The sequence below is a fragment of the Actinoplanes awajinensis subsp. mycoplanecinus genome, assembly GCF_001509495.1.
GTDB lineage: Bacteria > Actinomycetota > Actinomycetes > Mycobacteriales > Micromonosporaceae > Actinoplanes > Actinoplanes palleronii.
Genome location: NZ_LLZH01000048.1, coordinates 1 through 13596, shown reverse-complemented (window position 1 = coordinate 13596; position 13596 = coordinate 1). Strand labels below are relative to the sequence as shown.

Annotated in this window: 3 protein-coding genes; all 3 read left to right on the top strand. The window is 67.6% G+C overall.

The window, feature by feature from the left end; translation table 11 throughout:
• Nucleotides 1–7: 7 nt before the first annotated feature.
• The 3 genes from ADL15_RS09215 (at nt 8) to ADL15_RS52745 (ending at nt 13467) form a co-directional block, all read left to right on the top strand.
• Nucleotides 8–730, top strand: coding sequence for a helix-turn-helix domain-containing protein (locus tag ADL15_RS09215; protein WP_067687172.1), 723 nt, complete (start codon nt 8–10; stop codon nt 728–730).
• A 199-nt stretch (nt 731–929) separates the two neighbouring features.
• Nucleotides 930–12638, top strand: a complete 11709-nt coding sequence (locus ADL15_RS09210) for a LamG-like jellyroll fold domain-containing protein (protein WP_067687170.1) — start codon at nt 930–932, stop codon at nt 12636–12638.
• A 79-nt stretch (nt 12639–12717) separates the two neighbouring features.
• On the top strand, nt 12718–13467 hold the full coding sequence (locus ADL15_RS52745; RefSeq protein ID WP_157441259.1) for a hypothetical protein: 750 nt from the start codon (nt 12718–12720) through the stop codon (nt 13465–13467).
• Nucleotides 13468–13596: the final 129 nt, after the last annotated feature.

Genomic DNA, 13596 nt, shown 5'->3' with positions numbered 1-13596 from the left:
GATCGACATGCCCGGTGGCCGGCTCACCCAGCAGGAACGTCAGCAGATCACGCTGGGCCTGGCCGACGGGCTGGCGTACGCGGAGATCGCCCGGCGGCTGGACCGTCCCACCTCGACGGTCACCCGCGAGGTGATGCGCAACGGCGGCCCGGCCGGGTACCGCGGCGACCTGGCGCACCGCGCCACCGAGCAGCGCGCCCACCGGCGCCGGCAGACCGCGCCCCGGGGTGCGCAGGCACCCGCGCCGGCCAACGGGCGGGACCCGGCCGCGGTGCTCGCGTACGAGGAGGTGTTCACCACCCTGCTGATGGGGCAGGGCCTGCCGAAGATGATGGCCCGCGTGCTGACCTGCCTGTTCACCACGGACGCGGGCAGTCTCAGCGCGGCCGAGCTGGTGCAGCGGCTGCAGGTCAGCCCGGCGTCGGTGTCCAAGGCGGTCGCGTTCCTGGAGGCGCAGGGCCTGATCCGCCGGGAGCGCGGCGAGCGCCGCCACGAGCGCTACGTGGTCGACGACGACGTCTGGTACCAGTCGATGATCGCCAGCGCCAAGTCGCACGAGCAGCTCGCCGAGACCGCGCGCCAGGGCGTCGGCGTGCTGGGCCCGGACAGCCCGGCCGCCGCGCGCCTGGAGGGCATCGCCCGCTTCGTCGAGTTCGTCGGCGAGAGCATCGTCCGCGCGGCCCAGCAGGCCCGCGAAATCCTGCACGCCAAACCCGATCCGGAAATGTGATCAAGTACACAGTGGATGCCGTGAACTCGGGTTTAGGCCCGCCAGCGCTGGGTAGATAGACGCGCCCCGTTCAATAGGATCTTGTGGAGATCGATGATCTTCCCTCATGCTTCGCCGATCCTTGGAAGAAGCTGAGAACGGGGCTCGACATATGAGGCGGCGGATCGCTGTCGTCACAGCGCTCGCTTTGGGACTGTCGGTGGGTGTGCCACCGGACGTGGTGCCCACGGAACGAGATGGATGGCCGCTCTCCGGGCTGCTGTCCGCCCTCCGGCAGGTGCCCGCGCTCGCCGCGGTCACCGGACTGCCGAAGCAGGAGCGCGGTGGCGCAACCGGTGACGTGGACCATTACGTGTCCACCGCGACGACCACGGTGAACGGCGGCGCCGGGACGGCGCCCGGCCGTGGCAAGGGCATCGCCGACCCGGCGCAGCCCGGGCAACCGGCGCAGAAGAAGTTCACCACCCCGGGGAAGCCGGGTGACGCCACCAGCTTCGACGAGCGCACCAGCAAGCGGCTGCCGAAACGGTCGACGGCGACGTACGACGAGTTCCAGAACGAGGACGGCTCGTTCACCCGGGTGCTCTTCGACGAGCGGGTCAACTTCAAGGCCGCGGACGGGTCCTACCAGCCGATCGACACCACGCTGACCAAGCGCGGCGACGTCCTGGCGACCGCCGCCAACTCGATCGACGTCGCGCTCGGCGCGACCGGCGCCGACAGCACCCCGAGTGCGTCGATCGCCCCGTCGTCGTCGCCGTCCGTCACGCCCTCCGTCACGCCCTCCGTCACGCCCTCGGCCCCGCCCTCCGCCGCGCCGTCCTCGTCCGCGCCGTCGGCCGGCGACGCCCTCGCGACGGTGACCACGGCCTCCGGCTACTCGATGGCCTACGACCTGGCCGGCGCCGCCGCGGTGCCCGCCGTGCTGAACGGCTCGACCGCGACGTACCGCGAGATCCTGCCCGGCACCGACCTCGAACTGCGCACCACCAACGACGGTCTGAAGGAGACCCTGGTCCTGGCGTCGCCGGCGGCCGGCCACGAGTGGGTCTTCCCGCTGACGCTGGACGGCGTGACCGCGAAGAAGCGGAGCGACGGCTCACTCGAGCTGGTCGCCGCGGACGGCAAGGTCGCCATGCGGGTCCCGCGGGGCTACATGCAGGACTCCAAGGTCGACCCGCACTCGGGCGCACCGGCCGAGTCCGGCGCGGTCCGCTACGACCTGATCACCGTCGACGGCGGACAGGCCCTGAAGGTCACCGCGGACGAGGCGTGGCTCGCCGACCCGGCGCGGCAGTACCCGGTCCGGGTCGACCCGACCATCGAGACGGCCGACACCGGTGACGTCTTCACCGACGACAGCACCTCGACCGTCGAGCACAACGGCGACAACCTGCCGGTCGGCACCTGGGACAGCGGCACCACCCGGTCGCGCTCGTTCATGCACTTCGACGAGTTCGACGACAACGGCCTGGTCGGCACGCAGATCAAGTCGGCGAAGCTGTTCATGTTCCACACCTGGTCGTACAACTGCGCCGACCACGAGCCGATCTACGTGCGGCGGGCCACCACGAAGTGGACCGTCGCCGACATCGAGGCGGCCGACGGCAAGCTGAGCGCCGGCCCGAGCTACTCGTCGCCGATCGCCCAGTGGGTGATCAGTGACAACACCCCGGCGTGCAACAACAGCGGCGGGGACCGGGGCAAGGGCGCGATGCGGTCGGTGGCGCTGCCGACGCAGACGTTCAACGGCTGGTCGACCGGCACCATGTCGAACTTCGGCCTGGCGCTGACCGCCTCGGAGACCGACTCGTCGGCGTTCAAGCGGTTCACCTCGGCCAACTACGGCGGGTACGACACCGACCCGCGCCTCGAGCTGACCTACGACTACAACACCGACCCGCAGGTCAACGAGCAGTACCCGGCGTACGGGGCGTCGGCGGCGACGCTGACCCCCGAGCTGATCGCCGACGCCAGCGACCCGGACAACTGGCCCAAGACGCTGGAGTACAACTTCTTCGTCTACGACAAGGACCAGAAGACCCAGATCGCCACCTCGGACTGGCAGGCCAAGAAGTCCTGGACGGTGCCGGCCGGCACGTTCAGCTGGAACGAGTCGTACTACTGGACGGTCCAGGTCCGCGACGGGCTGGCCGACAACCACGAGTATCTGATCAAGAACCTGCTGGTGACGCCGGTGCCGCAGCCGTCGATCACGTCCGTGCTGTCGCAGAACTCCGGGCAGGGCTTCGACCCGGTGATCGGCAACTACACGACCACGGCCCAGGACGCCATGGTCAACACCGTCGGCCCGCCGCTGGAGATCACCCGCTCGTACAACAGCGGTGACCCGCGCACCGGGCAGGCGTTCGGCGCCGGCTGGTCGAGCATCATCGACGTCAAGGCCACCGAGAAGCCGGTCACCATCAACGGCTCGCAGCGGGTCAACACCGTCGTGGTGACCTACCCGAGCGGCCGGGAGCTGGCGTTCGGGCGGAACAACAACGGCAGCTACTCCTCGCCGGCCGGTCAGGCCGCCACCTTCACCGAGGTCACCACGGACGGGAAGCGGACCTACCGGCTGACCGAGAAGGACGGCACCAGCTACGAGTTCAAGCAGCTCGTGGACGGGTCCGAGGAGTACCCGGTCGCGTCGATCAAGGACATCTCCGGGCGCGCGCAGAGGTTCACCTACACCGACGGCCTGCTCGCCACGATCACCGCGGCCTCCGGCCGGACCCTGGACCTGTACTGGACCGAGACCGCGCCGAAGCACGTCGCCTACGTCGCCACCGACCCGGTCACGCCGGGCGATTGGGACTCGGTGAACACCTGGTGGTACTCGTACACCGGGGACGCGCTGACCAAGGTGTGCCCGCCGGACAACTGGGAGAAGTGCAACACCTACAAGTACGAGACCACCGGCTCGCTGTTCCCGACCGCGACGGTCAACGCCCGGCCGCACTCGTACTGGCGGCTGAACGAGACCGGCGACACCAAGATCGCGGCCAGTTCGATGCTGGAGAACGGTGGCGCCGACGTCGGCGTCTACAGCGGTGTGACGCTGGGCCAGACCGGTCCGCTGGCCGGCTCGTCGGCCACCGCCACGGGCTTCAACGGGACGTCCGCGCAGCTGCAGATCCCGGCGAACCTGGCCAGCGACGGCGCGAACCAGGCGATCAGCATGTGGTTCAAGGCGTCGAAGACCGGCGGCGACGGCGTGCTCTACGGCCAGTCGATGGAGGCCGCCGCATCGACCGCGGCCACCACCAATCGGGCCTACAACCCGACGCTGTACGTCGGCGCGGACGGCCAGCTGATGGGCGGCTTCGCCAAGGCCTCGAAGCTCGGCGCCTCGCTGGGCACGCTGACCGCGGTCGGCCAGGGCCAGTGCCTCACCGTGCCGGGCAACGTCGCCACGAACGGGACCCGGCTGGCGCTCGCCAACTGTGCCGGCACCGCGAACCAGGTGTTCACCTGGGCCACGACCCGGCAGCTGCAGGTGACCACCGGTGGCGTGGTCAAGTGCGTCGACACCGAGGACCAGGAGGGCACCAACGGCACCGACCTGGTCATCAACACGTGCGCCTCGACCGCCGGCAGCCAGGACTGGAACGTGCAGGCGGACGGGCAGATCGTCAGCGACTACTCCGGGCTGTGCCTGGACTCGGTCGGTGACGGCTCGCAGACCGGCGCGCTCATGCAGATCTGGGCGTGCGGCAAGACGCGCCCGGTCGACCAGCTGTTCCTGTCCCGGATCCACACCCCGATGGCGGCCACCGCCACGGTGAACGGCGTGACGTCACCGGTCAAGGTGAACGACGACGTCTGGCACCACGTCATGCTGTCCGCGTCGGGCAACCGGCAGGACCTGTACCTCGACGGCAAGCCGGTCGCCGCCGAGACCGGCGTGACCGTGCAGGACATCGCCCCGGCCTCGGCGTTCGTCGGCAAGGGCTTCCTCGGCGGCGCGTGGCCGAACCAGTCGCACCCCAGCACCTACAGCAACCTGGGCACCCGCGACTACTTCACCGGGTCGGTCTCCGACGTGGCGCTGTTCGACAACGCGGTCGACGGTCAGCTGGCCGCCGACCTCTACGCGGCCCGGACCTCGGTCAGCCTGCTGACCACGGTGGTGCGGCCCTCCGGCAACGCCACCGCGGAGATCTCCTACAACACCGCCACCAGCCGGGTGAGCAAGGTGATCGACGGCAACGGCGAGACCTGGACGCCGGAGACACCGGCCATCGTCGGTTCGACGAAGGTGTACGAGAGCGGTGTCCTCGGCGGGGCGCCGACGAACTACTGGCGGATGGCCGAGTCCGGCGTCACCGACGCGAAGAACGAGGTCAACGGCGGCGTCGCCACCTACAGCACGGTCACCCTCGGCTCGGCCGACGGCCCGTTCGGCGCCGCCCTCGGCAAGGCGGCGTCGTTCAACGGCACCAGCTCGTACGTCTCCCTGCCGTCCGGGGTGGCGCCGGCCGGCAACAGCTCCGTCTCGATGTGGTTCAACACGACCACCACCAGCGACGTGCTGCTCGGTATGAAGAGCCAGACCTCCAGCACGCTGCGGTACGACTCCCCGTCGCTGTGGATCACCCCGGACGGCAGGCTGCGTGCGCTGTCGCCCTCGGTGACGCCGACCGCCCCGCTGAACTCCGTCGGGGTCAAGGGCAAGTGTGCCGACGTCACCAGCAGTGGCACCGCCGACGGCACGGTGGTGCAGAGTTACGAGTGCAACGGCTCCGCCGCGCAGAACTGGACCCTGGTCTCGGGCCGGTTCGGCGGCGGTGACCTGACGACCGTGCAGGCCTTCGGCAAGTGCCTGACCCCGGCCGGGAACGCCAAGGTCAGTGGCACGAAGATCGTCCTCTCCACCTGTAACGGCAACAGCTCACAGGACTGGGAGCCGGCCGGCGGCGGGCTGCTGAACTCGTTCTCGGGCCTGTGCCTGGACCTGCCCGGCAGCTCCAAGACCAACGGCACCGACCTGCAGCTGTACACCTGCAACAAGAGCGCCGCACAGACCTGGATCCCGTCGCTGGCGAGCAAGGCCGCGGTGAACGACGGCAAGTGGCACCACGTGGTGCTCAGCACCAACGGCACCGCGCAGACGTTGTACGTCGACGGTGCGGCAGCGCAGTCGACCACCGGGTCGGTGGCGATGGCCCCGTCCCAGATGACGCTCCTCGAGCCGACGAAGTACACCCTCGGCGGTGGCTATATCGACGGGTCGATCACCGGCGCCAACTGGTACTACCTCGACTCGAACACCACGCCGTACTACAAGGGCAGCCTCGCCGAGGTGGCGTTCTACGCCTCCGAGCTCGACGCGTCCCAGGCGCAGTACCAGTTCAAGGCGCGCGACGCGGTCAAGAACGCGCCCTCCGGCCAGATCAACTACGTGATCACCGGGCCGAAGGACCACGAGGACAAGGCGACCCGGACCACCACGGTCAACGACCTGCTGTACGGCCGGAAGGTCGCGGAGATCGACGCGCTCGGCAACGAGCTGCAGTACGGCTACAGCGGCAAGGGCAACCTGCGCACGGTCACCGACGGCAACGGCAACATGACGATCAACGAGTACGACGTGCGCGGCAACGTCGTGTCGGTGACGACGTGCCAGGACCGGTCGGAGAACAACTGCTCGACGTCGTACTCGCTGTACTACCCGGACGCGACGACGGTCAGTCCGCCGGCGAACATCCGTAACGACCGGCTCATCGAGATGCGTGGCGCCGGATCGAAATCGGTCACCGATGCCACGTATCTGACCAAGTACGAGTACGACGACCAGGGCAACCGGATCAGCGAGACCGATCCGCTGGGCCGCCGTACGACGATCAGCTACACCGACGGGGTCAAGCTCGCCGACGGCTCGATGCGAGGCGGCTACCTGGGCGGATCCGTGCCGGCCGGCCTGCCGTGGCGGGTGGTCAAGCCGGGCGGCGGGATGCAGACCATCCTCTACCTGCCGAACGGGGACATCGCCCAGACGACCGACCCGGCCGGCGCCACGACCCGGTACGAGTACGACGGCCTCGGCCGTACGGTCAAGGAGATCGACGTCGTCGGCGGGGTGGCCGGTGCGACGGTGTCCTACGTCCACGACCGCCTGGACCGGGTCGTGTCGGTGACCGACGCCGCGACGACGAACGCGGTGACCAACGCGGTGCACACGCCGGTGACGACGCTGTCCTACGACGTCGACGGCCTGATGACCACCGAGACGGTGTCCGACGCCACCGGCGGGGACGCTCCCCGGACGGTGGTCTACGGCTACGACGCGCACGGCCGGCGGACCTCCGAGTGGGATCAGAACGGCAACGAGGTCAAGCTGGGTTACGACGGCTTCGGCCAGGTGAACCGGCAGACCCACGCGGACGGCTCGACGGTGCTGACCAACTACGACGGCGCCGGCAACGAGGTGTCGACGGTGGTCAAGGGCTTCACCGGCGACCCGGACGCGCCGACGGCGGCGCGCGACCTGAAGGTCCGGCAGCTGGCCTACGACCCGGCCGGGCGGCTGGCGTCCGAGACCGACGGCATGGGCTTCGTCAACGAGTACAAGTACACCGACAACAACCTGCTGGTGTCGGTGACCCGGACCAACGGCTGTGACCCGGCCAGGACGCCGGGCTGCACCAAGCAGTCGTACGTGCTGGAGAACAACACGTACGACGTGGCCGGGAACCTGACCACGCAGATCACCAACAACGGGCGGACCAAGACCACCCGGGCCTACGACGCCGCGGGCCGGAACACGAGCGCGACGCTCGAGGTGACCGAGGACGGCGAGACCACCACCACCCGGACCACGACGTACACCTACTCGGCCGAGGACGAGCTGCTGAGCACGTCGTTCAGCGACGGCACCTCGGTGCTCGGCCTGGCCGGCAGCGCGTACGACCGGCTCGGGCGGGTCCGGCAGCAGACCAGCTACCTGTCCGCGGACGTCACCCCGACGATGCGGTGGAAGCTGGACGAGAAGTCCGGCACGACCGTGGGTGACACGGCGGGCAACAGCATCGGTACGGCGACCGGCATCGGCTGGTCGACCGACCGGGGCGGCGCGGCCACCTTCGCCGGTGGCGCCTCGGGCTCGATCGCCGGGCCGGCCCCGGTGGACACGCTGCAGCCGTACACGCTGAGCGCCTGGGTCAAACTGGACGACAAGAGCGTCGACCGGTACGTGGCGGCGCTCGCCGGTGACATCGGCAGCTCCGCGCTGAAGGTGTACTACGAGAACAAGACCAACTCGTGGCGGCTGGCCATGTCGGTGCGCGAGGCCGACGGCGAGACGAGCTGGCCGAGCAGCGCCAGCACGTACACCAGCGGGTCGGCGACCGCGGACTGGACCCACCTCGCGGTCGCGGTCACGCCGAACCCCGCGGCCGGCGGCACCAACACCGCTCAGCTGTACGTGAACGGTGTGGTCAAGGCGGCGCTGTCGACCACGAAGCAGTTCAACAACCAGGCGACCAGCCTGCTCGTCGGCGCGCAGAACGAGACGACCGGGGTCTTCTCCGGCCAGATCGACGACGTGCAGGCGTACCAGAAGGCGCTCTCCGCGACCGAGATCGGGCAGCTCCAGGCCGGCACCCTGCCGGCGGCCGGGGCCCAGGTCAGCCGGAGCACCTACCAGCTGGACAGCGACGGCACGATCACCTCGGCGGCCGACGCCAAGGGTGTCGTCACCTACATCGCCAACGACCAGGTCGGCCGGGCGGTGACCACCACCGGCCCGGCGATCACCACGGTCACCGGCGAGGGCGCCGCGGCCCGCGAACGCGCGATCTCCCGGATCGGCTACAACACGTTCGGCGAGGTGACCGAGCAGCAGGACCCGAACGGCAAGATCGTGACCAACCGGTACGACGGACTCGGCCAGATGGTGGAGCAGACGTCGCCCGGCTACGTCGCGCCTACCGGTGGCGCGCCGATCTACGCGAAGACGGCGGTCCGGTACAACAGCGTCGGGCAGGTCGTCTCCAGCACGGATCCGCTGGGCGCCGTCACCGACTACACCTACGACCAGCTCGGCCGCACCACCAAGGTGGTCACGCCGGACAAGGGCGTGACCCGGTACACCTACGACGACAACGGCGAACTGCTCGCGCACACCGACCCGAGCGGGGCGCAGGCCCTGTCGACGGTCGACTACCTGGGCCGGACCCTCACCGCCACGGAGGCGGTGCGGCAGGCGGGCACCGGATACACCACGAGCTACACGTACGACAACAGCCCGTGGCCGACCAGCGTGAAGTCGGCCGGCGGGGTGGTCACGACGGTCAAGTACAACAGCGCCGGTGAGCAGACCGTGGTCACCGACGCCGCGGGCAACGCCACCAAGGTGCGGTACGACGGCCTCGGCCGGCCGGTGAAGTCGACCGCGCCGGACGGCAGCTACACCACCGTCGCGTACGACCTGCTGGGCCGGACCGTCGGCACGTCGGACTACGCGGCGGGCACCGGCGAGCTGGTCAGCACCCAGTCGCAGCGGTACGACATCGTCGGGAACACGCTCGCGGCGAGCAACGCGTACAACCCCGCCGTTGCCGCGAACACCGATCTGCCCGGCAGCAAGCACGAGACCACGTTCGAGTACGACGAGGCCGGGCAGCTGATCTCCCAGCGCGAGCCGATCAGCTCCGCGGACGCGCTCGTGTCGACGTTCGGCTACGACGTGGGCGGGCAGCAGACGCGGTTCACCGACGGGCGGGGCAGCCGGTTCGTCACCACGTACAACTCATGGGGTCTGCCGGAGTCGCAGATCGAACCGCCCACCGCGAGCACGCCGGCGGTGGCCGACCGCACCTTCACGATGTCCTACGACGCGGGGGGCCGGGCCGTCCGCCTGGACTCGCCGGGCGGCGTGACCGCGACGTCCGAGTACGACGTGATGGGCCGGCTGACCAAGAGTTCGGGTACCGGGGCGCAGGTCGCGACGAAGGACCGGACGTTCACCTACGACCTGGTCGGACGGGTGAAGTCGTTCGGCGGCGCGGCCGGGGCGAACACCCTGGAGTACGACGACCGCGGCCTGGTCACCTCGATCACCGGGGTTTCCGGCAACTCGTCGTACGCCTACAACGCCGACGGCTCGCTGACCACCCGGACCGACGGGGCAGGCGTCACCACCTACGGGTACGACACCGCGGGCCGCCCGGCGAAGGTGGACAACAGCACCGCCGGCGTGCACATGACCTACGCCTACGACGCCCTGTCGCGGGTGAAGACGATCGCGTACGGCGGCAACACCCGCTCCTTCACCTACAACAAGCTGAAGCAGCTGGAGTCGGACGAGGTCAAGACGTCGGCCGGCGCCAGCGTCGGGAAGATCGCCTACGGGTTCGACCTCGACGGCAACCTGACGAAGAAGACGACGACCGGCTTCAACGGGGCGTCGACCAACACCTACAAGTACGACTGGGCCAACCGGCTCACCGGCTACGACAACGGCGTCACCCCGCTCGTCTACGCCTACGACAAGTCCGGCAACCGGATCCAGGCCGGCACCAAGACGTTCACCTACGACGAGCGCAACCAGCTCGTCTCGGACTCCGCCGGTACCACCTACACGTACTCGCCACGCGGCACGCTGACTTCGACGGCCGGCAACGGGGTGGAGACGAAGACCGTCACCGACGCGTTCAACCAGGTCATCTCGCAGGGCACCAGGACCGGCGGCACGACCACCTACTCCTACGACGGTCTGGGCCGGCTGATCCTGCCGAACCTGACCTACACCGGCCTCGGCAACGACGTCGCCAACGACGGTGCCACCGCCTACGTCCGCGATGTCAGCGACAACCTGGTCGGCGTCGCCTCCGGCACCACCCAGCGGTACGCCTGGACCGACCTGCACACCGACGTGGTCGGCGAGTTCGAGGCGTCCGGGACGGCACTCTCCGGGTCGGTGTCCTACGACCCGTGGGGCAAGGTCGTCGCCAGCGGCGGCATGCTCGGCAAGCTCGGCTACCAGCAGGAGTGGACCGACCAGGGCACTGGCAAGGTCAACATGCTGTCCCGCTGGTACGACCCGGAGACCGGCACGTTCGACACCCGCGACGCCGCGAGCAACAGCCCGTCCCCGGACTCGGGCGCGGCCAACCGGTTCGCGTACGCCGAGGGCAACCCGATGACCAACACCGACCCCAGCGGTGAGGGTGTCGGCGGCAAGTGCGGCCAGTACGACTACGCCTGCGAGGTGAAGAAGTACCAGGCCGCACTCCAGGTCTACAACCTGGCGATGGAGGCGCGCGACCGGGACATGAAGGCGGTCGGCACCGAGATCGTCCGGCAGGAGGCCGAGTACGTCCGCGCGCTGCGGGAGAGCAACACCAACCTGCTGGACATCCTGCTGCAGGTCGGCATCGGGATGCTGCTCGACATGATCGGCTACAACTCGGTGGTCGGTTGCCTCGGCGGCAGCATCATGGACTGCGTCGACCTGGCGTTGAGCGCGGTCGGCCCGATCAAGGCCCTGAAGATCGGCCGATCGTTGTACAAGGCGGCCGACCGGGCGTTCGCCGGATACCGGTTGTGGAAACGGATCGTCGAAGGCGCCCGCACGGTGATGCGCCGCGCCCAGGACCTGATGAACATGGCGCGCAAGAAGCTCGGCGACCTGATGTCGAAGGTCCCGAAGAAACCGAAGCCGCCGAAGAAGAAGCCGAAGCCCCCGGCGAAGAAGAAGCCCAAACCCAAGCCGAAGCCGGAAAAGAAGCCGGCCCCGTCCAAACCGGCGAAGAAGCCGAAGCCGGAAAAGGCTCCGAAGAAGCAGGACAAGCCCACGAAGGGCAAGCCCCAGCAGACCAAGCAGAAGCAGAAGGACAAGGCCGAACCGAAGAAGAAGTCCAAGGAGAAGCAGCAGGAGCAGGACGACGGCGAGGGTTCGGAGACCGCGGAGACGTGCCCGACCGCGCCGCCGCCGCAGGACAGCACCGAACCGCACAGCTTCGATCCGTCGACGCTGGTGGTGATGGCGGACGGCTCCACCCGGCCGATCGCCGAGGTGAACATCGGTGACTCGGTCCTGACCAAGGACCCGGGCTCCGGTGACGTCACCTCGCGGCAGGTCACTCTGCTGCACTCCAACCGCGACCTGGACCTGACCGACGTGACGGTCGCCGAGAAGCCGGCCGACTCCACGACCGGGGCCGAGGAGCAGACCGAGGGCAAGGGCGGCCGGAGTACCCGCGGCCCGACCGAGTCGACGGTCCTGCACACCACGTCACACCATCCCTTCTGGGACGCGACCACCGGTGATTGGGCAGAAGCCGCCGACCTGGTTGCGGGCAAATCGACCCTGACCGGCCCGAACGGCGAACTCCAGTACGTCACCGCGGTCCACAATTTCGCCGGCGCCAAGGTCATGCGCGACCTGACAGTCGCCGACATCCACACGTACTACGTGGTCGCCGGGGCCGGACCGGTTCTCGTACACAACAACAATTGTTTGACGCCTGATGAGCGCGCGCATGCCAGAGCTTCAGAAAATGCTGCATACTCGACGCGGCCAGGAAATTCGACATCAAAGTCGGGAGCTACTGGTGGCTATCTTTGGATCAAGGGGCATGGAACGTTTGATCTTTCATCCGACAAGCTTCACTCCTTGATCAAGAAGAATATGGACGAAATTCCGGCGGAAGCGCGCCCTGACCCGGACACATTTTTTGGTTCACATGTTGAGGTGCAAGCCGCCACGTTGATGAGAATCCTGGCGAAACAGGCTGGCCAGGGTGCTCCCAAACTGGAGGCTAGGCTGATGGTTTCCAAGCCTGGTGGTCCCTGCTCCTTCTGCTTGCCCAATGTGGCGGGAATGTTGCCAGAGGGTTCAGCATTGACAGTGCGATCTCAGCTGCGACAAGTATTTAGCGAAAAGCTTTTCGAGAACTAGAATAAGTGCAGACGGTGGGCGCGGCAATGCAAGCCGCGCCCACCGCTGTATGAAGGTGGGGTGTGGCATAATATAAAAGATGATCGACGAGTTTCCTGAACCTTCAACGATTCTCCAGGCTGTCGACTGGTCCGGCTTGGAGAATGCTGATGGATGTGCTTACCCCGAAACCCCGGCCAAGCTCGCTGACCTGGTGGCGACTGATCCGGGCGCCGTTCAAGGTGCTCTCGATCACCTCGACAATGCTTTGCTTAACGACGGGGTGGTTTACTCCGCGACAGCTCCAGCGGTTCGGTACGTCGCCGCGCTCTTGGGTGATCCGAGAAGCCGGAAATTGCTCGCTCCGGACTGGGAGAAGGGGAAGTACCCGCTTCGGGGTAAATTGCTGACATGGTTGTCCAATGTCGCCTACGATGTGAGTATGCAGTCGGAACGGCGAATCCGGTCTTGGGCAGGATATGCGCCGACAGTTCCATTTCCTCGTTTTCTGGAGATTCGGAAACTCTATCCACTTATTTTCCCAAGCGTTGATGCATATCTAAAAGATCCGGATCCGAAGGTTAGGGAAGCCGCTCTGATCGCGGCTGTTCAGTTGCTGGAATCCTCGGATTTGGTATCCCAGCGTCAGCTGTTTGTGCCTTTGGCTAGGAACTTTCTTGCCGCTAGTTCGGATAAGTGGCTCCGGGGCATAGCGATCGAGGCATTGGCGACCTGGGGTGAGAATGTGGATTCGCTCAGGAGTGTTGTTGACTCTGAGCGGGTCGGTGATGATTTACCGAACAGTGACTGGGATTCTAGTGAAGGGCCGGTCGATGATCCGCCATTCTGAGAATATGCACTGCGGTTCGGTCGGCGCAGATTAGCCTCGGCCCTTCGTTAAGGGTTGTCCAAGGAGTGGGCCGGAAACGCAGAAGTGCCTTCTGATCAGGGAAAATAGGGCTTGTCGAAGAGTCCTGTT